General features: G+C 74.5%; 21 protein-coding genes and 1 pseudogene. 12 read left to right on the forward strand and 10 right to left on the reverse strand.

Annotation, left to right across the window (positions count from 1 at the left end):
* Positions 1-17: 17 nt before the first annotated feature.
* The gene (locus MTR79_RS18050) at positions 18-2798 is read right to left on the reverse strand and encodes a lectin (protein ID WP_244793226.1); all 2781 of its coding nucleotides are present in this window, start codon (positions 2796-2798) and stop codon (positions 18-20) included.
* Positions 2799-3176: 378 nt separating this feature from the next.
* Here MTR79_RS18050 and MTR79_RS18055 point away from each other — a divergent pair, with 378 nt between their 5' ends.
* The gene (locus MTR79_RS18055) at positions 3177-3986 is read left to right on the forward strand and encodes an alpha/beta hydrolase (RefSeq protein ID WP_244791279.1); all 810 of its coding nucleotides are present in this window, start codon (positions 3177-3179) and stop codon (positions 3984-3986) included.
* Between the two features lie 124 nt (positions 3987-4110).
* Entirely contained in the window at positions 4111-6180 is a 2070-nt protein-coding gene (locus tag MTR79_RS18060; RefSeq protein WP_189364702.1) for a SpoIIE family protein phosphatase, read from the forward strand.
* Positions 6181-6192: 12 nt separating this feature from the next.
* Here the strand turns inward: MTR79_RS18060 and MTR79_RS18065 are convergent, their stop codons facing one another.
* The 3 genes from MTR79_RS18065 to MTR79_RS18075 are packed head-to-tail and all read right to left on the reverse strand — an operon-like array spanning position 6193 to position 8814.
* Entirely contained in the window at positions 6193-7221 is a 1029-nt protein-coding gene (locus MTR79_RS18065; protein WP_189364701.1) for an NAD(P)/FAD-dependent oxidoreductase, read from the reverse strand.
* A complete protein-coding gene (locus MTR79_RS18070; protein WP_122213460.1) occupies positions 7218-7736 on the reverse strand; it encodes an isoprenylcysteine carboxylmethyltransferase family protein in 519 nt (172 codons plus the stop codon). The genes MTR79_RS18065 and MTR79_RS18070 overlap by 4 nt, the downstream gene beginning before the upstream one ends.
* A gap of 10 nt (positions 7737-7746) precedes the next feature.
* Positions 7747-8814, reverse strand: coding sequence for a 3-oxoacyl-[acyl-carrier-protein] synthase III C-terminal domain-containing protein (locus MTR79_RS18075; protein WP_244793228.1), 1068 nt, complete (start codon positions 8812-8814; stop codon positions 7747-7749).
* A 70-nt stretch (positions 8815-8884) separates the two neighbouring features.
* On the opposite strand from MTR79_RS18075, the gene MTR79_RS18080 reads away from it, so the two are divergent.
* Positions 8885-9787 (forward strand): UbiA family prenyltransferase, encoded by a 903-nt coding sequence (locus MTR79_RS18080; protein WP_244793230.1) that lies wholly within the window; start codon positions 8885-8887, stop codon positions 9785-9787.
* Between the two features lie 6 nt (positions 9788-9793).
* Here the strand turns inward: MTR79_RS18080 and MTR79_RS18085 are convergent, their stop codons facing one another.
* Positions 9794-10831: a DNA topoisomerase IB gene (locus tag MTR79_RS18085; protein ID WP_199207981.1), complete on the reverse strand. Its 1038-nt coding sequence runs from the start codon at positions 10829-10831 to the stop codon at positions 9794-9796.
* A 184-nt stretch (positions 10832-11015) separates the two neighbouring features.
* Between MTR79_RS18085 and MTR79_RS18090 the strand changes: the two genes are divergently transcribed.
* Together MTR79_RS18090 and MTR79_RS18095 are read left to right on the forward strand one after the other, a co-directional pair.
* Positions 11016-11852, forward strand: coding sequence for an MBL fold metallo-hydrolase (locus MTR79_RS18090; protein WP_244791281.1), 837 nt, complete (start codon positions 11016-11018; stop codon positions 11850-11852).
* Positions 11853-12136: 284 nt separating this feature from the next.
* Complete coding sequence (locus MTR79_RS18095; protein WP_244793232.1) at positions 12137-12910, forward strand: ribonuclease BN; 774 nt, start codon at positions 12137-12139, stop codon at positions 12908-12910.
* 30 nt (positions 12911-12940) lie between these two features.
* Here the strand turns inward: MTR79_RS18095 and MTR79_RS18100 are convergent, their stop codons facing one another.
* Positions 12941-14029 carry a galactosyldiacylglycerol synthase gene (locus MTR79_RS18100; protein WP_244793234.1) on the reverse strand — a complete coding sequence of 363 codons (1089 nt, stop codon included), beginning with the start codon at positions 14027-14029 and terminating at the stop codon, positions 12941-12943.
* 236 nt (positions 14030-14265) lie between these two features.
* Here MTR79_RS18100 and MTR79_RS18105 point away from each other — a divergent pair, with 236 nt between their 5' ends.
* From MTR79_RS18105 to MTR79_RS18115, 3 genes are read left to right on the forward strand one after another with little or no spacing between them, the layout of a single operon-like run.
* Positions 14266-15117 (forward strand): SDR family NAD(P)-dependent oxidoreductase, encoded by an 852-nt coding sequence (locus MTR79_RS18105; RefSeq protein ID WP_244791284.1) that lies wholly within the window; start codon positions 14266-14268, stop codon positions 15115-15117.
* A gap of 13 nt (positions 15118-15130) precedes the next feature.
* On the forward strand, positions 15131-16048 hold the full coding sequence (locus MTR79_RS18110; protein ID WP_189364695.1) for a DMT family transporter: 918 nt from the start codon (positions 15131-15133) through the stop codon (positions 16046-16048).
* A 29-nt stretch (positions 16049-16077) separates the two neighbouring features.
* The gene (locus tag MTR79_RS18115; RefSeq protein WP_244791286.1) at positions 16078-16884 is read left to right on the forward strand and encodes a polysaccharide deacetylase family protein; all 807 of its coding nucleotides are present in this window, start codon (positions 16078-16080) and stop codon (positions 16882-16884) included.
* 222 nt (positions 16885-17106) lie between these two features.
* Here MTR79_RS18115 and MTR79_RS18120 read toward each other — a convergent pair whose 3' ends face one another.
* Entirely contained in the window at positions 17107-17535 is a 429-nt protein-coding gene (locus MTR79_RS18120; RefSeq protein WP_048458725.1) for an OsmC family protein, read from the reverse strand.
* A gap of 48 nt (positions 17536-17583) precedes the next feature.
* Between MTR79_RS18120 and MTR79_RS18125 the strand changes: the two genes are divergently transcribed.
* Positions 17584-17871, forward strand: a complete 288-nt coding sequence (locus MTR79_RS18125) for a muconolactone Delta-isomerase family protein (protein ID WP_102638888.1) — start codon at positions 17584-17586, stop codon at positions 17869-17871.
* A 22-nt stretch (positions 17872-17893) separates the two neighbouring features.
* Here the strand turns inward: MTR79_RS18125 and MTR79_RS18130 are convergent.
* Positions 17894-18371 (reverse strand): annotated as a pseudogene (locus MTR79_RS18130) (glucoamylase family protein); the annotation flags it as partial.
* 227 nt (positions 18372-18598) lie between these two features.
* On the opposite strand from MTR79_RS18130, the gene MTR79_RS18135 reads away from it, so the two are divergent.
* The 3 genes from MTR79_RS18135 to MTR79_RS18145 all read left to right on the forward strand — a co-directional run bounded on the left by MTR79_RS18135 (position 18599) and on the right by MTR79_RS18145 (position 20333).
* Positions 18599-19009 (forward strand): DUF4190 domain-containing protein, encoded by a 411-nt coding sequence (locus MTR79_RS18135; protein WP_048458727.1) that lies wholly within the window; start codon positions 18599-18601, stop codon positions 19007-19009.
* Between the two features lie 325 nt (positions 19010-19334).
* Complete coding sequence (locus MTR79_RS18140) at positions 19335-19718, forward strand: signal peptidase I (protein WP_189364693.1); 384 nt, start codon at positions 19335-19337, stop codon at positions 19716-19718.
* A 192-nt stretch (positions 19719-19910) separates the two neighbouring features.
* Positions 19911-20333, forward strand: a complete 423-nt coding sequence (locus tag MTR79_RS18145; protein WP_114872729.1) for a DUF6003 family protein — start codon at positions 19911-19913, stop codon at positions 20331-20333.
* An 11-nt stretch (positions 20334-20344) separates the two neighbouring features.
* On the opposite strand, the gene MTR79_RS18150 is transcribed toward MTR79_RS18145, so the two are convergent.
* Both MTR79_RS18150 and ykgO read right to left on the reverse strand, forming a co-directional pair.
* Complete coding sequence (locus tag MTR79_RS18150; protein WP_175446281.1) at positions 20345-21409, reverse strand: NAD(+)/NADH kinase; 1065 nt, start codon at positions 21407-21409, stop codon at positions 20345-20347.
* A gap of 184 nt (positions 21410-21593) precedes the next feature.
* Entirely contained in the window at positions 21594-21716 is a 123-nt protein-coding gene (gene ykgO, locus MTR79_RS18155) for a type B 50S ribosomal protein L36 (RefSeq protein ID WP_244791288.1), read from the reverse strand.
* Positions 21717-21725: the final 9 nt, after the last annotated feature.

The raw sequence follows: 21725 nt of genomic DNA on the forward strand, positions 1-21725 counted from the left end.
GGTGGGTCGCCTCCTTCCTACGGCAGGGTCCACTTCTGGTTGGGTCCGGTGTGGCAGGTCCACAGGTGGACCGGGGTGCGGTCGTCCCAGGTGCCGCCCGAGGCGTCCAGGCACTTGCCCGACTGCGGGTTGCGCACCGTCCCGTCCGACTGCGCCGCCCACACCTGCGATCCCGTGCCGTTGCAGGTCCACAACTGGACGCGGGTGCCGTCCGCGGTGCCGCCTCCGGACACGTCGAGGCACTTGCCGAGCGCCCGCAGCGTCCCGTCGCCCGAGACGGTCCACCGCTGGGCTGCGGAGGAGTTGCAGGCGTAGATCTGCACCCGCGTCCCGTCCGCCGTCCCCGCGTTGTCCACGTCCAGGCACTTGTCGTTGACGCCGCGGATCTCCCCCGTGCGGGTGGGTGCGGAGCCGGTGTCGAAGGAGAACTCGTCCACGTCGAACAGGGGACCGGCGCCGCCCTTGAAGACGAGGTGCAGGGTGGTCGAGGCGGCCGGCTGGCCGCTCAGGGGCGCCGTGACGTCCCGGAAGATGTCCCAGCCCCCTGTGATCGGGACGGTGGCCGTGCCGAGGAGGGTGCCGGTCGGGGAGCCCGCGCGGACCTCGATCGTGCCTCCGCTGCCCGCCGAGGAGACGCGGGCGGTGAACAGGGTGGCGTTGTCGAGGCTGTAGGGGGCGAAGGAGATCCGGTCGCCGTTGTGGATCTCGCCGACGGTCCTGCCGCCGTGCGCGGACGCCTTGTCGATGATCTGTACGCCGGCGGAGTCACCGTGGTGCTCGGCCTGCCGGTGGCTGGGCTGGGTGATGTGCTGGTCGTGGGTGGTGAGGGCCGGCTGGCCGCCCGCGCCCCGGTCGGTGTACTCGGCGTCGATCACTCCGAAGATGTTGGCGTTCGGGTCGTGCTCGCCGTCGGCCAGAGTGTGAAGGGTGCCGGTGCAGCCGGTGGCGGAGGTCTGCGGATGGCCGTGGCTGTCGTGACCGATGACGAAGGTGACCTTCACCCGCGAGCAGTCGACGGTGCCGTCCTCCGGGTCGGTCACGGTCACCGTGAAGGGGATGGCCGCGCCGAAGTCGTAGATACGGCCGTCGGCGGGGGTGTCGATGCGCACGGTCGGGGCCGTGTTGCCGACGGTGACCCGCACGGAGGCGGTGGCGGACTTGCCTGAAGGGTCGGTGACCTTCAAGGTCGCCGTGTACTGGCCGTTGGCCGTGTAGGTGTGTGACGGGTCGGCGGCGGTGGAGGTGGCGCCGTCGCCGAAGGTCCAGGCGTAGGTGAGTGTGTCGCCGTCGGGGTCGGAGGTGCCGGCCGAGGAGAAGGCGACCGTGAGGGGCGCGATGCCCGAGGTCCTGTTCGCGGCGGCCTGGGCGACCGGGGCGCGTCCGCCGGTGACGTGCTCGATGCGGTACAGGGCGGAGTTGTGGTCGCCGTTGAAGTAGCCCGTGCCGTAGTCGAGTACGTACAGGGCGCCGTCCGGGCCGAAGGCCATGTCCATCACCTGGGTGCCGTTCCAGGGGAACGCGTTGATGGACCGCACGGTCCCGTCGCCGCCGGTCTCGATGCGTTTGATCCAGCGGCGGCCGAACTCCCCGGCGAAGAAGTCGCCGTCGTACTCCTCCGGGAACTTCACCTCGGAGGCGGAGTCCGCGTCGTAGCGGTAGACGGGTCCGCCCATGGGGGATTCGGAGCCGGTGCCGAACTCCGGCACGGAGCCGCCGTCGTACGGGATCCAGGCGGGCTGGGCGGGCGGCAGGTCCGTCAGGCCGGTGTTGCGCGGCGAGGTGTTCCTCGGGGCGGAGCAGTCGAAGCGGGCGCCGGTGGATCCGGAGGCGAAGTCGTGATCGACGTAGGCGTCGTTCCGGCCCGTGCAGTAGGGCCAGCCGTAGTTGCCTGCCCGGGTGACGCGGTTGAACTCGACCTGGCCGGCGGGCCCTCGGGAGGAACTGGCCGTCCCCGCGTCCGGACCGTAGTCGCCGACGTAGACCGTGCCGGTGACCTGGTCGACGCTCATGCGGAACGGGTTGCGGAAGCCCATCGCGTAGATCTCGGGGCGGGTCCTGTCGGTGCCGGGCGGGAAGAGGTTGCCGGGCGGGATGCTGTAACTGCCGTCCGCCTGGACCTTGATGCGCAGGATCTTGCCACGCAGGTCGTTGGTGTTGCCGGCCGAACGCTGGGCGTCGTAGGCGGGGTTGCGGGAGGCGCGCTCGTCGATGGGGGTGTAGCCGTCGGAGGCGAAGGGGTTGGTGTCGTCGCCCGTCGACAGGTACAGGTTGCCGTCCGCGTCGAAGTCGATGTCGCCGCCTACATGGCAGCACAGCCCCCGGGACGCCGGCACGTCGAGAATCTTCCTCTCGCTCGCCGTGTCCAGGGTGCCGTCGGCGCGCAGGACGAAGCGGGAGAGCCGGTTGACGCCGTCGAAGGGGGCGAAGTCGGCGGCGCCGCCGTCGGACGGGGCGTCCCCGGAGGGCGTGTCCAGCTCGGGCGCGTAGTAGAGGTAGACGAAGCGGTTGGCGGCGAAGCCGGGGTCGACGGCGACGCCCTGCAGGCCCTCCTCGTCGTGGCTGTAGACGTCGAGTCTGCCCGCGACGGTGGTGGTACCGGCCGCGTCCGTGCGGCGGAGGGTGCCGTCGCGGGAGGTGTGCAGCACCGAACGGTCGGGCAGCACGGCCAGGGTCATCGGTTCGCCCGTCTCGGCCACGCCTTTGGCGAGGGTCACCTGCTGGAAGTCCTCGGCGGCGGCGTTCGTCCGGTCGACGGGAGCGGGGGCGGCGGTCGCCGCGGGGCCCGCGGGGAGGGCCAGGGCGGCGGCGCAGGTCAGCGCGGTCAGAAGGGTGCGGACACGTCTGTGTCCGGGCGGTCTCGTGCGCACGGAGCTCTCCAGGACGGTGGGGGGTGGCGGCAGGCCCCGGGCAGGGAGCTGCCGTGAAGGAGCACAGGCGCGCGCCGTCGCGCCGTGGAGCGCCGGCCGGTCGGCCCGTGGGGCCTCAAGACCGGTGTGTTCCAAGGAAGTTAGCGGGCGGAGCGCGAACGCGTAACCCCTTTCGCACGGCCTCTCGCAACTTCTTCCCCCACCGGGACAAAGTGCCTCGGCCGGGGCGGCAGGGTCCGCGTTGCGGCCGCTCGAGGGCTGCCGGACACTGGCCGGGGACGGCGGCCGTCCCGGAGAGGGACGGAACGCATGGGTGACTACGCGGACCTTCCCGGGGTCAGGACCTGGTACGAGACCGAGGGCTCCGGCGACCCGCTGGTGCTGCTGCACGGCGGGTTCTGCACCAACGACACCTGGGGTGCGCAGCGTCCCGAGCTCGCCGCCTCCTACCGCCTCTACCTCCCCGAGCGGCGGGCGCACGGCCACACCCCGGACGTCGAGGGCCCGCTGTCGTACACGGACATGGCCGGTGACACCGTGGCGTTCCTGGAGTCCGTGGTGGGCGGCCCGGCCCATCTGGTCGGGTGGAGCGACGGCGGCATCGTGGCGCTGCTGACCGCCCTGGCCCGGCCCGACCTGGTCCGCCGGATGGTGCTCATCGGGGCGACCTTCCGGCCCGCGCCGGAGGCGTTCGTCGCGCCGGGAATGCTCGACGCGCTGACCCCGGACAGCGCCGAGATGGCCTTCTTCCGCGAGCTGTACGTGGCCGCGAGCCCGGACGGGCCGGACCACTGGCCGGCGGTGGCGACGCGGGTCATCGACATGTGGCGCACCCAGCCGACGCTCGACGCCGGGGACCTGGCGGCGGTGCGGTCGCCCACCCTCGTCATGGCGGGCGACGACGACCTGATGACCCTGGAGCACACCGCGGCCCTCTACCGCGAGCTCCACGACGCCCGGCTCGCCGTCGTCCCGGGCGCGTCCCATCTGGTGCCCCTGGAGAAGCCCGCCGAGGTCGACCGGATGATCCTCGACCACCTCGCGGACGGTGAAGTGGGGACGATGATGCCGGTGCTGCGCGCCCCGGACCCGGCGCCCGGCCGGGGCGCCACCGCCTGACCTGTGCCGCGCGGATGCTGGATGCCTTCGGCACGGAATCGGCGTACTGTCCCGATATGGAAGCAGTTCGGGCGACGCCGGACGGGTCGGCGGGCCCGTCCCCGCCGGGACGGGCGGTTGGCTGATGGACACCGCCCTGGCCGACATCGTGCGGGCGACCCATGCCTCCGGCGCCCTGCTGTACGTCCTCACCCCCGACCGCACGGCCCTCTGGCTGTCCCACGTGACGGGCGCCCCGCGCGAGGTGGTCGCGCCGTGGAGCCGGGTCGCGGTGGGCGATCCGATCCCGGTGGCCGACGCGGTGCGCGAGGAGCGCCTGGTGTGGGTGAACGGCCAGGTGGAGATGGCGCGCCGCTATCCCCGGCCGGCGGTGGTGCTCCCCTACGACTTCGCCCTGGCGGCCGTGCCGGTCGCGTCGGACTCCGGGGTGCGGGGCGGGCTGGTACTGCTGTGGCCCAGCGGGCATCCGCCGCAGCTCAGCCGCGCCGAGCACGAAGCCGTCCGCGCGGGCTCCCGGCGGCTCGGTCATCTCTTCGAGCAGGCCGCACGGCGCGGCGAGCCCCTCGTCACCCCCGGCCGGCCGCGCATCCTGCCGCCGGATCCGGGACGCACCCCCACAGCCGAGGAGGCATGGGCCGGCACGGCGCTCCTGGACCGGCTGCCCGGCGGGTACGTCGCCCTGGACCTGAACGGCCGGATCACCCTCGTCACCCCGGCCGCCGCCGACCTCGTGGGCGCCTCACCGGACCGGCTGCTGGGCGCCCTGCCGTGGGAGGCGCTGCCGTGGATGGACGTCCCCCATGTCGAGGACCGCTACCGCGCGGCGCTGATCAGCCGCACCCCGCAGTCGTTCCGGGTGATGCGCCCGCCCGGCACATGGCTGTCGTTCGAGCTGTACCCGGACCCCTCGGGCATCAGCGTGCGCATCGACCGCACCGACGACAGGCAGGAGGCCGATCCGGTCGCGCAGACGGCGCACGGTCCGGGCCGGGCCACGGTGCTGTACCACCTGATGCACCTGGCGACCACGCTGACCGAGGCAGTCGGGGTGCGGGACGTCGTCGACCAGACCGCCGAACAGCTTCTGCCCGCCCTCGGCGCGCAGGCCATGGTGCTGATGACGGCGCAGGACGGCCGGCTGAGGATCCTGGGCCACCGCGGTTACAGCCCCGACCTGCTCGCCCGGTTCGACGGGGCGCCGCTGAGCCGGGACATCCCGGGGGCGGCGGTCCTGGCCACCGGGGAGCCGGGCTTCTACCCGTCGTTCGGCCAGATGGCCGCCGTGTACCCGAAGATGACGCACGAGGACGGGATGGCCGCGTGGGCGGTCCTGCCGCTGATCGCCTCGGGCCGTCCCATCGGCTCCGTGCTGCTCTCCTACGACCGGCCGCGCTCCTTCCCGCCCAGCGAACGCGCCGTCCTCACCTCCCTGGCCGGTCTCGTCGGCCAGGCCCTCGACCGGGCCCGCCTCTACGACAACAAGGACCGCCTCGCCCACAGGCTCCAGTCGGCGCTGCTCCCCCACAGCCTGCCCGGCATCCCCGGCCTGCGGGTCGTCGCCCGCTACCTGCCGGCCGCGCGCGGCCTGGGCATCGGCGGCGACTTCTACGACCTGATCCGGCTGGACGAGAACACCGCGGCGGCCGCCATCGGGGACGTGCAGGGACACAACGTGGACGCGGCGGCGCTGATGGGGCAGGTGCGCACCGCCGTGCACGCCCACGCCACCGTCGGCGCTCCCCCGGACCACGTCCTCGCCGGCACCAACCGGCTCCTCACCGACCTGGATCCCGGTCTGTTCACCAGTTGCCTGTACGCGCATCTGGACCTCGGGAACGGACGGGCGTGCCTGGCCACGGCGGGGCATCCGCCGCCCCTGATGCGGCACTGCGACGGGCGCACCGAGCTGCTGTCCGTCCCGCCGGGGCTGCTCCTCGGCATCGACCCGACGGCCCGCTACCCCTCACTGGAGTGCGCCCTGCCGCCCGGATGTGTGCTGGTGCTCTACACCGACGGGCTCGTCGAGGCGCCGGGCGTCGACCCGGACGACGCGACGGCCGCCCTCGCCGGTCTGGTGGAGCAGTCCGACCCGCACGACCTGGAAACCATGGCCGACACCCTGGTCCGGCACGCCCCGGCGCCCGGCGACGACATCGCCCTGCTGCTCCTGAGCCCCACCCCGGGCGGCGGGTGACCGCCCGCAGGCTCACCCGAGGGCGTTGACGGCGGTCGCGAACAGCCGGGGCAGACGCGCGGCCGCGGGCACGATGTGCGGCGCGAGCGCGGGCTGCCGGCGCGCTCCGACCAGCAGTTCCGTCAGGAGGCGGTAGCGGCGGGTGGCTCGGGCCCAGTCGGCGCCGTAGCGGCCGGGTGTGCCCCGGCGGAGGTTGGCGACGAGGGCGCGGGCCCCGGTGAGGGCGAGGCAGACGCCCTCACCGGTCAGCGCGTCGACGTACCCTGCGGCGTCGCCGACGAACAGGACCCTGCCGTGCACCCGGGCGCGGGAGCGCCGGCGCAGGGGTCCGGCGCCGCGGACCGGGGTGACCGCCGTGCGCGGAGGGAGGCGGGCGGCCAGCTCGGGGAAGCCGGCGAGCTGCGTGTCGTAGGGCGCACGCCGGGAGGTCAGCAGGGCCACGCCGACCAGCCGGGGGCCGAGCGGGGTGACGTACGCCTCCGCGTCCGGACCCCAGTGCACCTCGACGTGCGATGTCCAGGGCGGTACGGCGTAGTGGCGGCGCAGTCCGTAGCGGGGCGGAGTCCGGGTCGGGCGGTCCAGGCCGAGGGAGCGGCGCACGGGTGAGTGCAGTCCGTCGGCGGCGACGAGCCACCGGGCACGCAGTCCCGCGCCGGGGACGCCCACACCGTCCGCGTCCTGCCGTACGCCGTCCACGCGCAGCGGGAGGACGGGGACACCCGCGTCGAGGACCGCCCGGTGGAGGACGGTGTGCAGGTCGGTGCGGCGGACGCCGAGGCCTTCCCCGCGGCGGAACGCGGCCTCGACGCGACGGGGCCCCTGCACGTAGCGGATGCCGGTGAGGGGGTGGCCGGGGGCGTGCAGGCCGAGGGCGGTGAGGGCGCGGACGGCGCCGGGCATCAGGCCTTCGCCGCACGCCTTGTCGACCGGGGCCGGGCGGGGTTCCGCGACGACGGTGTCCAGACCGGCGCGGGCGGCGTGGAGGGCGGTGGCCAGACCCGCGGGGCCGCCGCCGACGACGAGGAGGTCGGTGCGTCTCACGCGGGCACCGCGTGGGTGGTGAGGGCGGCGTTCTCGCAGCGGATCCGCACGGTCAGCAGCACCGCGTCGGCCAGGGTGAACACGGTCGCCGTGATCCACGCCGAGTGCACCAGCGGCAGGGCGGCGCCCTCGACGACGACGGCGACGTAGTTGGGGTGGCGGAGGAAGCGGTAGGGGCCGGCGCCGACGAGGCGGGCGCCGGGGACGACGATGACACGGGTGTTCCAGTAGGGCCCCAGTGTGGTGATGCACCACCAGCGCAGGGCTTGGGCGAGCAGGGTGAGCGCCAGGGCGGGCCAGCCGAGGGCGGGGAGGAACGGGCGGTCCGCGAGGAGGGGTTCGAGGAGGCAGCCCGCGAGCAGGCCGGTGTGCAGCACGACCATGACGGGGTAGTGGCCGCGGCCGTGCTCCACCCCGTCCCGCGCGCGGGCCCGGACGGCGTTGCGGCGGGCCACGACGAGTTCGGCGAGGCGTTCGACGGCCACGGCGAGGACGAGCAGCGTGTACCAGGTCATGACGTTCACCTCACCAGCGCAGCAGGACGAGTTCGGTGCAGAAGCCCGGGCCCATCGCCAGCACGAGCCCCCAGGTGCCCGGCTCGGGCCGGTGGGCCTCCGTGAAGCCCTGGAGGATGTGCAGGACGGAGGCGGAGGACAGGTTGCCGACGGCGGCGAGCGAGCGCCGGGACGGGGTGAGGGCGTCGTCGGGCAGGGCGAGCGCGTCGGTCACGGCGTCCAGCACCTTGGGGCCGCCCGGGTGACACACCCAGGCGCCGATGTCGCCGGTGTCCAGGCCGTGTTCGGCGAGGAAGCCACGCACCTGGGCACCCAGTTCGCGGCGGACCAGGACGGGGACGGCGGGGTCGATCACCACGCGGAAGCCGCCCGCGCCGACGTCCCAGCCCAGGAGGTGCTCGGTGCCCGGGTGGAGGTGGCTGCGGGTGGCGACCACCGAGGGCCCGGCGGCCGGTTCCGCTCCCGTACCGGTCGCGGCGGCGCGGGCGACGAGGGCCGCCGCTCCGTCGCCGAAGAGGGCGCCGGCGACCAGGTTGGCGCGGGAGTCGTCGCCCTTCTGCAGGGTCAGCGAGCACAGTTCGACGGTGAGCAGCACGGCGGTCCCGCCCGGGTGTCCGCGCAGGTAGTCGTGGACGCGGGCGATTCCGGCGGCGCCCGCGACACAGCCCAGGCCGAACACCGGCAGCCGCTTGACGTCCGGCCGCAGACCGATCCGTCCGGCCAGGCGGGCGTCGAGGGACGGGGCGGCGACGCCGGTGATGGACGCGCACACCAGCAGGTCGACGTCGGCCGGGGCGAGCCCGGCCTGCGCCAGCGCGGTGGTGAGCGCCCGTTCGGTCAGGTCCAGGCCCGCCGTCAGCCACGCCTCGTTGCTCTCCCGGAAGTCGCGCAGCGCGGCGTACCGCTCGATGGGCAGGGCGAGATGGCGGGTGCGCACCCCGGCGGACGCGTGCAGGCGGCGGAACAAGGCGCGGTCGGCGCCCGGGGCGAGGCACAGGTCGCCGATGGGCTCGGTGAGCCGGTCCTGGGGGTAGCGGTGGGGCGGCAGCGCGGTGTGGACGGCGGCGAGGGTCGTCACCGGCGCCGTGTCCGGGGGCGGAGGGGCGGCGGACGCCGGTTCGGCGATGAGAGGGACACGCATGTCGGTAATGACTTCCTCGCCGTCGCCGCCCGGCTACCTTGCACCCGTGTCCCACCACCCGTCCGGGGTCGTTCCGCGTACGCCGCCGCGCCGCCTTGCGGCGTTGCTGCGCTGCTGCCATCCCGAGCCGGCTCTGGCCGTCACGGTGTTCGTGACCGCGCTCGCCGTCGCGGCGGGGCACCGCGTCGCGGGCGCGGCGGCGGTGGGCACGGCGGTGCTGGCGGGTCAGCTGTCGGTGGGCTGGTGCAACGACGCGGCCGACGCGCGCCGCGACACGGTCTGCGGGCGCACGGACAAACCGGTGGCCGACGGGCGACTGCCGGCGCGCGCGGTGGCGGTGGCCGCCTGGACGGCTCTGGTGCTGTGCGTGCCGCTGTCGCTGCTGTCCGGACCGGGCGCGGCGGCGGCCCATCTGACGGGCGTGGCGGCAGGCTGGGGCTACAACATGCGGCTGAAGCACACGCCGCTGTCGCCGCTGCCGTACGCCGTGGGATTCGCCTCGCTGCCGGTGTTCGTCACCCTCGGGCTGCCACGGCCGGTCTGGCCCGTCTGGTGGGTGGTGGCGGCGGGGGCGCTGCTGGGGCTGGGGGCGCACCTGGTGAACGTGCTGCCGGACATCGAGGACGACCTGGCGACGGGCGTACGGGGGCTGCCGCAGCGGCTGGGCCGTACGGCCTGCCGATGGCTGGCGCCTTCGGTGATGCTCGCGGCCGTGGCCGTGGTCGTCGCGGGGCCGCCCGGCCCGGCGGGCACGGGCGGGCTGTGCCTGGCCGTCGTGGCGGGCGCGGTGGCCGTGGCGGGTACGGCGACGGCGGCGGGACGGGGCAGCCGGTGGCCGTTCCGGGCGGCGATGGTGGTGGCGGGTCTCGCGGTGGTGCGGCTGCTGGGGTCCGGGGCGGATCTGGTCTGACGCGGGTCACACCGTGCCGGCGGGCGGGGCGCCGGTGCGCAGCATGGTCAGCACGGCCCGCTCGGCGACGCCCTGGGTGGCCGGGATGCCGTGTGCGGCCTCGTGGCCGAGGTGCGGCAGGGCGGGCGCCACGGTCACGCCCTCCTCGAACAGCTCGACGACGCGCGGGTTGATGTAGGAGGCCCGGCAGACGGCGGGGGTGTTGCCGAGATAGCCGGAGACCTCCCGCACGGCCCGGGCGACGGCCCTCTTCCGGGCGGTCTCGTTGCGGGCTGCAGGCTCCGACACGGCGAGGGCGACGGCCGCCATCACGGTGGCGTGCCAGGTGCGGAAGTCCTTCGCGGTGACCTCGAGACCCGCCAGCTCCTTGAGGTACGCGTTGACGTCGGCGTTGCTCACGTCGTGCCAGGCGCGGCCCTCCCAGTACGCGAGGAGGCGGTCGCCGCCGCCCCTGCGGCGCAGCAGCGCGGTGAGGCTGCGGCAGGCGGCGGGGTCGGCGACGGTCCGGATGATGTCCTTGCCGTGCTTGCCGGTGTAGCTGAACAGCACCGCGTCCGACCGGCAGCTGGAGTGCTCCTTCAGCAGCGTGGTGAGGCCGTAGCTGTTGTTGAGCTCGGCGTACCGGTCGCTGCCGATGCGGAAGAAGCCGAGGTCGAGCAGGCGCACCGCGGTGGCGAGGACGCGGGAGCGGGTCAGGCCCCGGTCGCCGAGGTGCCCTTCGACTGCCTCCCTGAGGGCGGGCAGCGTCTCGGCGACATCGAGGACGTGCTCGTGCTTGGCGGCCTCCTGCTCGGCGCGGAACCGCGGGTGGTACAGGTACTGGCGGCGTCCGGCGGCGTCGGTGCCCACGGCCTGGAGGTGCCCGTTGGCTCGGGCGCAGATCCACACGTCGGTCCAGGCGGGCGGGACGACCAGCGCGCGGACCCGGGCCAGCTCCTCGCGGTCGCGCAGGGGTTCGCCCGTCACGTCGAGATAGCGGAAGCCCCGCCCGTGCCGCAGCCGGCGGTACCCGGCGTCGGTGGGACGAGAGTGGTGGAGACGCAACCGGACCTCCCGGCGTGGGCCGACCGTCGTACGCGGCGGGCGCGTGACCGAGGGCGAAGAAGTAGGACCGGTGTTCGGGTACCCGCGATCCCGCGTCCGGCACGCGCCCGCGCCGGGTGTAGGACGGCCCCGCGGGGCCACCCGGGTCCTGCCCGGACGCATCGGATGACCCAGGGAGGTCGCCGTGGACCGCACACCGCCCGCAGGCACCGTCAGGGTGAGGTTCATCGGCAACGCCACCCTGCTGATCCGTTACGGCAGCCTGACCCTGCTGACGGATCCGAACTTCCTGCACCGCGGGCAGCTCGCCCACCTCGGCTACGGCCTCGTGTCGCGCCGGCTGACCGAACCCGCCGTGGACGTCACCGGTCTCCCTCACGCCGATCTCGACGCGGTGGTCCTGTCGCATCTGCACGGCGACCACTTCGACCGGGTGGCCCGGCGCCATCTGGACCGGGGCCTGCCCTTCCTGACCACTCCGCACGCCTCCCGCGTCCTCCAGGGGCTGTTCGGGTTCCACCGCGCGGTGGGTCTGCGCACCTGGCAGAGCCACACCCTGCTGCACGGCGACTCGCTGGTCCGTGTCACCGCGCTGCCCGGCCGGCACGCGCCGGGACCGGCGCGGCGCCTGCTGCCGCCGGTGATGGGGAGCCTGCTGGAGTTCGGCGACCGCTCCGGCCGGATCCGTCTGGTCATGTACCTCTCGGGCGACACCGTGATGTTCGACGGGCTGCGCGACATCGCCCGCCGGTGCCCTGACGTCCATCTGGCGGTACTGCACCTCGGCGGGACCACGCTGCCCGGCGGCCTCGTCGTCACCATGGACGCCGGGCAGGGGGCCGACCTGCTCGACGTGATCCGCCCGCACCGGGCACTGCCCGTCCATTACGACGACTACGGCGTCTTCCGCTCCCCGCTCTCCGACTTCCTCGCCGAGGCGGCCCGGCGCGGGCACGGCGGCCGGATCCTGCGCTGCCGGCCGGGCGAACGGGTGACGGTCGGCGGGGACACCCGCCGCTGACCCTGCCCAGGTGCCGCACCGGACGACCGCCGCGGGCTGGTGTCCGGCGGCCCCGCCGGGCCGGGCGAAGTGGCGGGCCCCGTCACGGACGCCGGATGATGAAGCCGGGGAGCGGAAGGGCCGCCGTGCGGCGCCCCGGTCCGCCCCCGGCGTGGCACGAGACGGTCCGGTCCCGCCGCGGGTCACTTCGCGGCGCGTGCCCGAGCAGGCGAAGGAGGGGCACCGTGAGGCGGTACCTCGGCGTGCTCCAGAACAGCTGGCGGTGGCTGGGCGCCCATACCCTGATGACGCGGGGCCGGGAGCTGGAGCTGATGCACCGGGCCATGGGCTTCGCCACCCTCGCGCTGGTGACCCTGGCGCCGCTGCTGATCGTGGTCGCCGCCGCGGACCCTCTGGGCCGGGGCGGTTTCGCGACCTGGCTGGCGGACGGCATGGGTCTGACCGGGCGGTCGGCGCGGGTGCTCACGGAGATCTTCAGTCCGCCCCGCGAGGTGGTGGGCACGACCAGTGTGTGGGGTGGTCTCGCGCTCGCCGTGTTCGGCGTCGCCCTGGGCGGCAGCGTCCAGAACGGCTACGAGCGGGTGTGGCGGCTGCCGCCCGGACCCTGGCACCGGGTGTGGCGGCAGGCGCTGTGGCTGGCCGTGCTGACCGCGTTCCTCTACCAGGAGGTGCGGACCCGCACGCTGCTGTACGGGCCGGAGCGGATCACCCTGTCGGCGGCGGCCGGCGTGCTGTTCTTCTGGTGGGGTCAGCGTTTCCTGCTGGGCGGCCAGGTCCGCTGGCGCGACCTGCTCCCCGGCGCGGTCGCCACCATGGTGGGCCTGGTCGGCCTGCGGATCTTCTCGTACTACGTGTTCACCCCGCTGATCGTGGACAACGCCGTCAGCTACGGCACGGTCGGCGTGGTCCTGGTCGTGGAGTCCTGGCTGATCGGGGTGGGCTTCGTGGTGTACGGCGGCGCCCTGTTCGGGCACTGGCTGCTCACCCATCACAATTTCCTCCGCCATTTCGGCCACCGGCACCCCGACGAGGAGCGGGAGCGGGTCAGGGCGACGTGAGGCCCGCAGGTCAGGGGGCCGAGCGTGCGCTCACTCCTGGCCGGGCGACGGTACGGCGGACCGGCCGGCCAGGGCGACGGCACGCTCCAGAACGTCGGCGCGGAAGACCGCGCGTCCGCGTGCCGCCCTCCGCTCGCGTTCCGCGGGGCCCTCCGTGACAAGACGGTCCAGGACGTCGAGCAGGGTGGTGCCGTCGTCGGCGGCCTCGGAGAAGCCCAGTTCGGCCATCCGGCGGACCCCGTCGGCGCCGTGTCCGGGCAGCGGACGGTGGCCGACGACCGGAAGTCCGGCGGCGAGGGCCTGCACAGCGGTCTGGCCGGCGGCGTTGTCCACCAGCGCGCGTACCGCGTGCAGCAGACCCGGCATGTCCGTCACCCAGTCCAGGGCGAGCGTGCCCGGCAGGCGGGCGGTGCGCGACCGCAGCGCCTGGTTGCGGCCGCACAGCACCACGGGGAGGTGACCGGCGCCGGCCAGCAGCCGGGCGGTCTCGCCGATGCCCGCGGCTGCGCCCCAGGAGCCCGCCGACAGCAGCACGGGCGACCGTCCCGGGGCGTATCGCTCGAACCGCTTCCGCCAGTCGTCCGCGGCGGGTGCGGGGGCGGAGAACTCGGGCGCCACGACCGGGCCCGTCGTCTCGGCGTACGTGCCGGGGACGACCCGGCGCACGTCGTCGGCGGCCTGGTCGGTGAGGCAGAGACAGGCGTCGTTGCCCGGGTGGAGCCACTGCCGGTGCACGGCGAAGTCGAGGACGAACACCACGCTGGGGACGCGCAGCCGGCCCAGCGTCCTGAGGTGGCCGGTGAGCTGCGCGGCCAGGTGGAAAACGGGCACGACCAGGTCCGCGCCGCTCCGCGCGACCAGCCGTTCCAGCCCGTCGGCGGCGAGCCGGGCGAGCGGGACGCCGCTGGGGCGGGTGTGGTCGCCGGGACGCAGGAACGCCCGGTAGAGACCGTCGTACACCCAGGGCGCGTGGCGCACCGACGTCCGGTAGAAGGCGCGCAGCCCGGAGCCCGTGCCGTACGGGAGGAGGCGCATGAGGTCGACGGTGTCCGCCTCGTGTCCCTGTGCGCGGGCGCGCCGGACGAGTTCGCGGGCCACGGTGTCGTGCCCGGCGCCCATGCTCGCGCTGAGCACCAGCACGCGGCGGGCGCCTGCCCGGCGGGCGGCGCCCCGGTGGTGCGGGGCCGGGGACGACGAGAGCACGTCTTGCTGAGTCACCGTCGGCGCGCCGGTGAAACGCCCGCCGGGCGTTTCGGGCGTCCCTGACCTGGATACTCCGGGCTCACCCCCTCCCGGACGACGGAAGCGGTCCAGCCGGCCGCTTCCGGTGCCCGCCCAGCAGCCGAGGTCAGCCCATGCCCCACGCACCTCCTTCCCGCGCCGGTACGGCCGGCGCCTCCGACGCCCGGACACCGGCGCTGCTCCCCGACGGCGTACGGGAGCCTCCCGGTGCGGCGGCGCAGCGGCCGGGGACGGCCCTGGTGACCGGCGCCTCCTCGGGCATCGGCGCCGCCGTGGCGCACAGGCTGTCCGCGGAGGGGTGGCGTCTGGTGCTGAGCGGCCGGGACGCGGGACGCCTCGCCGAGACGGCCGCGCACGCGGCCGCCGCGGTGTTCCCCGAGGACCTCACCCGCCCGGCCGCCGAGCGGCGGCTGACCCGGTTCGCACTCGACGAGGTGGGACGCCTCGACCTGCTGGTGGGGTGCGCCGGGGTGGGCTGGGCCGGTGACTTCACCACGATGACACGGCGTTCCTTCGACGAGGTGATGGAGGTGAATCTGCTGACCACGCTGCGTCTGGTGCGGCAGGTGCTCCCCCACATGGTGGAGGCGGGGTCGGGCCGGGTGGTGCTCGTCGGATCGCTGGCGGGGGCCGTCGGGGTGCGGGGCGAGGCGGTCTACTCGGCGTCGAAGGCGGCGGTGGCGGTGTTCGCCGACGCGCTGCGCTACGAGCTGCGCGGCACGGGTGTGGGTGTGAGCCTCGTCGTGCCGGGGGTGGTGGACACGCCGTTCTTCGAGCGGCGCGGCACGCCCTACGCACGGACCCGGCCCCGGCCGGTGCCGCCCGAGCGGGTGGCCGACGCCGTGTGGCGTGCCGCCGTCCGGGGGCGGGACGAGGTCTACGTTCCCGCGTGGCTGCGTCTGCCGGCCAGGGTGCGCGGTGTGGCGCCGGGACTGTACCGGCGGCTGGCCGCCACGTTCGGATGAGCGGCGCCGCGGCGTGCTGACCGTGGTCCTTGCGCTCCTCGCGGCGTTGGCGAACGCCGCGGCCTCGGTGCTGCAGCGGCGGGCCGCCGCCGACGAGCCCGAGAGCGGCACGGGGCTGCGGCAGGCGCTGCGCTGGCTGGGGCACGTGCTGCGGCGGCCGCACTGGGTGGCGGGCGCGGGGATGCTCGCCCTGTCGACGGTGCTGCAGGCGGCGGCGCTCGGCGTGGGCAGTCTCGCGCTGGTGCAGCCGCTGATGGCGGCCGAGCTGCTGTTCACCCTGGCGGTGGGCAGCCTGGTCTTCCACCGCCGCCCCGATCTGAGAACCTGGCTGGCCTTCGTCGCCCTCGCGGCGGGCCTGTCCCTCTTCCTGACGGCGGCGGCGCCGACGTCAGGACGGTCCATGGCGATACCCGGGCACTGGTGGCCGGCGGGAGCGACCCTGCTCGCCGTGGTGGCGTCGCTGGTGGCGGCGTCCCGTACGGTGCGGGGCGCGCCACGCGCCGCACTGCTGGGGCTGGCGTCCGCCGTGTCGTTCTCGGCGACGGCCGCGCTGCTCAAGGAGGTCACCGGGCTGATCCCGGACGGCCCGGTCGCCGTCCTGTCGACCTGGCCGCTCTACGCCACGGCCGTGGTGGGCATCGTCGCGTTCCTGCTGCTGCAGGCCGCGTTCCGGGCGGGCACACTGGCCGCGTCCCAACCCGCCCTGACCCTCGGTGACGCGCTCACCAGCGTCGCCCTCGGGTGGGCGCTGTTCGGGGAGCAGATCAACCTCGGCGCGCGGGTGGTGCCGGAGCTGATCGGCATCGCGCTCATGGGCGCGGGCAGCGTCGGCCTGGCGCGGGCCCCGTCGGTCGGGGGCGGCTGGGACCAGGCAAGGGCGCGGGACGACTCCGGCTCCGGGGCACGGCATCAGGTGTCCCGCCCGCCGTGAGCCGTCCGTGTGATCAGGAGGTCACCGCCATGCCCGAATCCGTCCTCCGGGCCGCCGCGCTGCCGCTCGCCGCGGGGATCCTGGCGCACATCGGTCCCGCGGCCACCTGGCTGCCCGTGGTGCGCAGACACCTGTCCCCCCGTCTCGCCGGCGTGGGGCATCCCCGTCATGTCGCCCTGACCTTCGACGACGGCCCCGACCCGGTCTCGACACCCCGCTTCCTCGACGCGCTGGACGGCCTCGGCGTGCGGGCGACGTTCTTCGTCCTCGGCGACGCGGTCGTACGGCATCCTGGCGTGGTGCGGGAGACGGCGCGGCGGGGGCACGAGGTGGCCGTGCACGGCTGGAGCCACGACCGCCCGTGGCTGCCCGCGCCGGCGGGCGACGTCCGCGCCGTGCGCCACGCGGTGGAGGCCGTTCAGGACGTCACGGGGGTGGCCCCCCGGTGGTACCGGCCGCCGTACGGGATCCTGACGTCCGGCCGGTGGGCGGCCGCCCGCGCGGCGGGGCTGCGTCCGGTGCTGTGGACGGCCTGGGGCCGGGACTGGACGGCCACGGCCACCCCCGCGTCGGTGGGCGCCACGGTCCAGGCGGACCTGGGCGGCGGCGGCACGGTCCTGCTGCACGACACCGACCGCACGGCGGCGCCGGGAAGCTGGCGGGCCACGCTGGGCGCGCTGCCCGGCCTGGTGGCGGACTGGCGCGCCGCGGGCCTGACGGTCGGCCCGCTCGCGGACCACGGCACGGCCGACGTGCACGCGACCGCTCCGCGGGTGCTGGGAAGGGCGGGCGCCGTGCGACGGCGGGCGCTGGAGCGGCGGTCAGGGCATGGGTGAGGGGGACCGCCGGTCCCGGGCACCGCGACGGCTCCGGACCGCACCGCTTCGCCCGGGTCCGGGCGGACCGGGGCGGCTTCCGCACCCGTCGGCGAGCCGGCCGTTCCGCACCGCGTCAGCCGATTCGCCCCGCTCATGGGCCGACCGGTGCCGCCCCGCCCGCGGAGGAGGGCGGCAGTGGACCCGGCCGTCCCGCCGGTCGTGGCACGCGTGCCGGAACCCTCAGTCCTCCGCGATCTCCGTGGCGACCGGCGTGCCGAGTTCCACCGTACGGCTCACCGTGCAGAGGCGGTCGTGGGACGCCTTCACCGCGCGCGGGAGGATCGCTCGGGCCCGGTCGGCGCCCTCCTCGTCGGGGAAGGCGACGTGGAAGGTGACCCGCAGGCCGGTCATGCGGTTGCCCTGCTCGTCGCTGATCTTGTCTCCGCTCACCTCGACGGAGAACGCGGTGGGCTCCGCGTGCCGGCCGGTGGCGACGTCGACGTCGGCCGCCGAGCAGCCCCCGATGGCGGCGAGCAGCAGTTCGACGGGGGTGAAGGCGTCACCCCCGTCGGTGCCGAACCGCAGGGTCCCGCCGCGCGGGTTGGTGGCGATGAACTGGCCGGTGCTCGTCCGCTCGACGACGACGGAACGCTTGGACGCTTCACTCATGCGTCGACAGTAGTCCCGAAACGGCATGCACCCTGAGGGGAGAACGACATGCGGGAGTTTCTGGTGGAGCTGACCACCACGGTCCCGGACGGCACGGACCCGGCCGAGGTCGACCGGGTCCGGGCCCGCGAGGCCGTGCGCGCGCGTGAGCTCGCGGCCTCCGGACATCTGGCGCGACTGTGGCGCCCCGTCGGGGAGAAGCGCAGCATCGGCCTGTGGCGTGCCGAGGACGAGGCGGCGCTGCGCGAGGAGGTGCTGGGCAGCCTGCCCCTGTGGCCGTGGATGACGGCGGTCGTCACGGAGCTGGAGACGCACCCCAACGACCCCACGGTCTGACCCCTGCGCGACCCCGCAGGGGTCAGATGCTGAAGCGTTCCTTGGCCGGCAGCGGCCTCACGCGGGCACGGAAACCGCCCGTGCGGAACGGCCGCTGGAGCAGGCCGGGGCGCAGCTGCTGGGCGAGGGCGGCGGCGACCACGCCCTGGTCGAGGGCAAGAACGAAGTCGCTCACCCGGCCGGTCGAGGTGTCCACCGAGTGGCGGAAGCCGTAGCGGTCGTCGTACGCGCCGAAGTCACGGTCGAGCGCGGTGAGGTTGGCGACGGCCGCGGCGGGCTCGTGGGGCAGGGCGAGGAAGGAGGCGTGCGGGGTGACCACGCCCTTGGAGTCGTAGCCCTCCTCCTGCATGCCGAGGGCGTCGACGCCGTACTCGCTGGTACCCGCCGTCGGGGATGTCGGCGGGCGAGAAGCCCCAGTAGCCGTAGCCGGCCTCGTTGAGGCCGTGGTCGATCTGGCCGCGGACGTAGCGGTGGTGCGAGCCGAACGCCCCCGCCGCGAAGGGCAGCACCAGACCGGCGTAGGTGTCGATCAGGTGGGGCGCAGGTCAGGGCACAAGGGAGGAATTCGAGACAGGGGTGGGCCGGCGTACGGAGGGCGTCACGCCGACGGGCGTCACCACGGGCGTGGTCACGGCTGTGATGCCGACGCCCTGCATGGGGGCGGAGGGTTCGGGCACACGGACGGAGCGAGTGGCACTGACGACCCCTCACACCTTATGGAGGACGGATGACTTCGACGCACGGAGGACACCACGGCACGGGCCACGGGCAGCCGACGGGCACGGGTGAACGGCGCAACGGCTTCGGCATCGCGGCACTGGTCCTGGGCATCGTGGGCGTCCTGCTGTTCTGGACCGCGTTCGGCGGCATCGTGCTGGGCCTGCTGGCCGTGGTCTTCGGCGTGCTCGGCTTCCGGCGCGGCAGACGAGGCGTGGCGACGAACGGGACCATGGCGGTCATCGGCGCGGTGCTGGGCGCGCTGACGCTCGTGGTGTCGTCGGTGCTGCTGGCGCTGGGTGTGGCCGTGATCAACAGCGACGAGTTCAAGAGCTACCAGGACTGCATCGAGCATGCGAACAGCCAGAGCGAACGGCAGGACTGCGCGCGGGACTTCGACCGGGAGGTCGACGAGCGGTAGGGGTCGGTGCGGGTGAGGTGGGGCGCGGCGGGGGTGCCGCGCCCCACTCGTGCGCACAGGAGGCGTGCGGTCACGCGGGGGACGGCGCGTCGGCTGCCGGTCCGGTGTGGCGTGTCGGGCGGACGGCGCTCCCCCACCGCCCGTGTGCCGTGACGAGGAAGTCGAGCGTCGGGTCGTCCTCGTACGGGCGGAGTGGTTCCGACAGCAGGAACCCTCGCCCACCTGGACCACGAGGGCACCGGAGTCGTCGTAGTCGATCACACGAGCAGGTTGGAGGACCGAGCCGAAAAGCACCATGCCGGATCGGCTGCTACCTTCCGTCGCCATGAGCGACAGCGTGTACGTGGGTAACGCCGGCAAGGATGCCGCGCTGGACCGGGGGTGGCTGCTGGGGCACTTCAAGGATGTTTCCGATCCCCGTCACAGCGAGGACGTGGAGATCAAGTGGGGGGTTCACCCGCCGGGTGACGAGCGGGCCCAGTGGGTGACCGGCGAGGAGCGCACCGCGCTCCTGGTCCTCATCGGCGGACGCTTCCGGGTGGAACTGCCTGGTCGCAGCGTGCTCTTGGCCGAGCAGGGGGACTACGTGGTGTGGGGGAAGGGTGTCGATCACTCCTGGTACGCGGAGGAGGAGTCCGTGGTACTGACGGTGCGTTGGCCTTCCGTGCCCGGCTACAAGGTGGGCGATGACGGCGGGGCCCCGGAGTGAAGGACGACGGAACGACTCGGATCCGCCTCGCGGTCGAGGGGACACGAGCGTGTGCGCGCGCGTCCGACGCCTGCTCACGCCCGGTGAACCGTGCTGTACCGCATGGGTGACACGTTGTCGTGGACGACCCCATCGGGGGTAGAGGGAGGTCCACCGGAGTGGGACCACACGCCCTTGCAGGAGGTACCGACCATGACCGACGACGCCTATCTGGTGCTGTTCGACGACCCCGCCGTGTCGCTGGGCGTACCGCTCGCCGCCGTGGAGGACGCGGCGTTCCTGGACACGCCGGCCGTGCGGGCGTGGCTGGAGGCGCAGGGCGTCACCGTGACGTCGCCGGGGCTGCGGCTGTTGCCGCCGGAAGAGACCTCGGCGATTCCGGAGGGCGCCGAGCGGCTGCCCGTCCCGCTGGGCGACGAGGAGCTGAGCCGTGTGCGGCAGCTCAACGCCCCCTACGACGTCGCGCGGATGGAGGAGGAGTTGCTCGCCTACCGTTCCTGCGCCGAGGGCCGCGAGGCGCTGCTCGCCCGTGCCGTGGCTGCCGGGGTGCCGGCGCACCGGATCGCCGAGCTGACCGGCGAGGATCTGACGGCCGTCAAGGCCCTCGTCCACTGACAGGCGAGGCGTCAGGGCCGCGCGACCGGGCCCTCCGGCATGGCGAGGTGGGCCAGGTCGCCGGGCGGGGGGCTGCTCACCGGCCAGAGCGGTGCGGGCGTGCCGTCGGCGACCGCCGCGGGTGCGTCGGTCAGGTTCATGCGCTCCCGCAGCCGGCCGTAGAAGTCCATCGGGCCGAGGCGTACGGCGCGCAGCTTGCGCGGGGACGCGTACACGCCGATCCAGTCGCCCGGACCGATGACGCCGCGGACCTGGCCGTCGACGCTGACGGCCGCCCGCCCGGACCGCTCCAGGATGCGCAGTCCGACGGGTTCGTCGGGCGCGGCCACGACCGAGCGGTTGAACGTCATGTGCGGCGCGACCGGTGTGAACACCAGTACCTCCGCGCGCGGTGACACGACCGACCCGCCGGCCGCGAAGCTGTACGCCGTCGAGCCGGTCGGGGTCGCGACCAGCAGCGCGTCGGCGGAGTACGAGGCGAGCAGCCGGCCGGAGATGTAGACGCCGACGGAGATCTGCCGGTCCCGGGCGAGCTTCTCCAGGACCACGTCGTTGAGGGCGGTCACGTCCAGCGGGACGCCCCACTCGCCGCCCGACTCGCAGTCGGGGCGCACGCTGGTGGGCGGCAGCAGCGGGCCGCGTCCGTAGCGGATGAGCGCCTCGATGTCCGCGGGGATCTCCAGGCGGCGCGAGGCGCGCATGGTCAGCAGCATCCGCTCCTCGACATCGAGCCGGCCCTCGTACACCGCGTCCAGTGCGGAGCGCACGTCGGTCATGGGCACCTCGGTCAGGAAGCCCACCCGGCCGAGGTCGACGCCGAGGACCAAGGCGTCCGCGGCGGCGGCGAGCCGGGCGCCGCGCAGGAACGTGCCGTCCCCGCCGAGGGTGACGACCAGGTCGGGGTCGCCCGCGGCGGCCACCTCCTCATGGGCGCTGCGCCGGTCGCCGTCGTCCCATACGTCGATGTCCTTGCAGGCGATGCCGTGCTCCATGGACCATTCGCGGACCGTACCGGCGGCCGCCACCGCCTCGGGGTGTCCGCCGTGCACCACCATGCCGACCCGCTTCACCGTCATTTCCGCCTCCCGGCTGCCGTGCGCCCTGCCGGGGCGGCATCACCCGCCCGCGGCGTCCCTCTCATCCTGGCCGCGCGGCGGGGAGCCCGCACGGCCGGACGGCCGTCGTGCGGGGACACGCCGACGGCCCGGCACCGCGCGGTGCGGTGCCGGGCGGTCCGGACGTCGTGGTGCCTGCGGCTCGTCAGCCCTGGCGGCCCTTGAAGCGCGGCTCCTTCTTGTTGATCACGAAGGTCACGCCCCGGCGGCGCACCACCTGGGCGCCGGGCCTGGCCTTCAGCGAACGCAGCGACTTGCGTACCTTCATCACGTACTC

The sequence above is a fragment of the Streptomyces sp. BJ20 genome (assembly GCF_022869105.1).
Classification (GTDB): Bacteria; Actinomycetota; Actinomycetes; order Streptomycetales; family Streptomycetaceae; genus Streptomyces; species Streptomyces griseoincarnatus.

What these genes read in the sequence shown, in the direction of transcription:
- MTR79_RS18145 (WP_114872729.1), top strand. Translation starts at nt 19,911, where the DNA reads ATGACCGACGACGCCTATCTGGTGCTGTTCGACGACCCCGCCGTGTCG.
- MTR79_RS18105 (WP_244791284.1), top strand. Translation starts at nt 14,266, where the DNA reads ATGCCCCACGCACCTCCTTCCCGCGCCGGTACGGCCGGCGCCTCCGAC.
- MTR79_RS18140 (WP_189364693.1), top strand. Translation starts at nt 19,335, where the DNA reads ATGAGCGACAGCGTGTACGTGGGTAACGCCGGCAAGGATGCCGCGCTG.
- MTR79_RS18070 (WP_122213460.1), bottom strand. Translation starts at nt 7,736, where the DNA reads ATGACCTGGTACACGCTGCTCGTCCTCGCCGTGGCCGTCGAACGCCTC.
- MTR79_RS18135 (WP_048458727.1), top strand. Translation starts at nt 18,599, where the DNA reads ATGACTTCGACGCACGGAGGACACCACGGCACGGGCCACGGGCAGCCG.
- MTR79_RS18115 (WP_244791286.1), top strand. Translation starts at nt 16,078, where the DNA reads ATGCCCGAATCCGTCCTCCGGGCCGCCGCGCTGCCGCTCGCCGCGGGG.
- MTR79_RS18100 (WP_244793234.1), bottom strand. Translation starts at nt 14,029, where the DNA reads ATGGGCGCCGGGCACGACACCGTGGCCCGCGAACTCGTCCGGCGCGCC.
- MTR79_RS18150 (WP_175446281.1), bottom strand. Translation starts at nt 21,409, where the DNA reads ATGACGGTGAAGCGGGTCGGCATGGTGGTGCACGGCGGACACCCCGAG.
- ykgO (WP_244791288.1), bottom strand. Translation starts at nt 21,716, where the DNA reads ATGAAGGTACGCAAGTCGCTGCGTTCGCTGAAGGCCAGGCCCGGCGCC.
- MTR79_RS18095 (WP_244793232.1), top strand. Translation starts at nt 12,137, where the DNA reads ATGACGCGGGGCCGGGAGCTGGAGCTGATGCACCGGGCCATGGGCTTC.
- MTR79_RS18125 (WP_102638888.1), top strand. Translation starts at nt 17,584, where the DNA reads ATGCGGGAGTTTCTGGTGGAGCTGACCACCACGGTCCCGGACGGCACG.
- MTR79_RS18120 (WP_048458725.1), bottom strand. Translation starts at nt 17,535, where the DNA reads ATGAGTGAAGCGTCCAAGCGTTCCGTCGTCGTCGAGCGGACGAGCACC.
- MTR79_RS18055 (WP_244791279.1), top strand. Translation starts at nt 3,177, where the DNA reads ATGGGTGACTACGCGGACCTTCCCGGGGTCAGGACCTGGTACGAGACC.
- MTR79_RS18060 (WP_189364702.1), top strand. Translation starts at nt 4,111, where the DNA reads ATGGACACCGCCCTGGCCGACATCGTGCGGGCGACCCATGCCTCCGGC.
- MTR79_RS18080 (WP_244793230.1), top strand. Translation starts at nt 8,885, where the DNA reads ATGACTTCCTCGCCGTCGCCGCCCGGCTACCTTGCACCCGTGTCCCAC.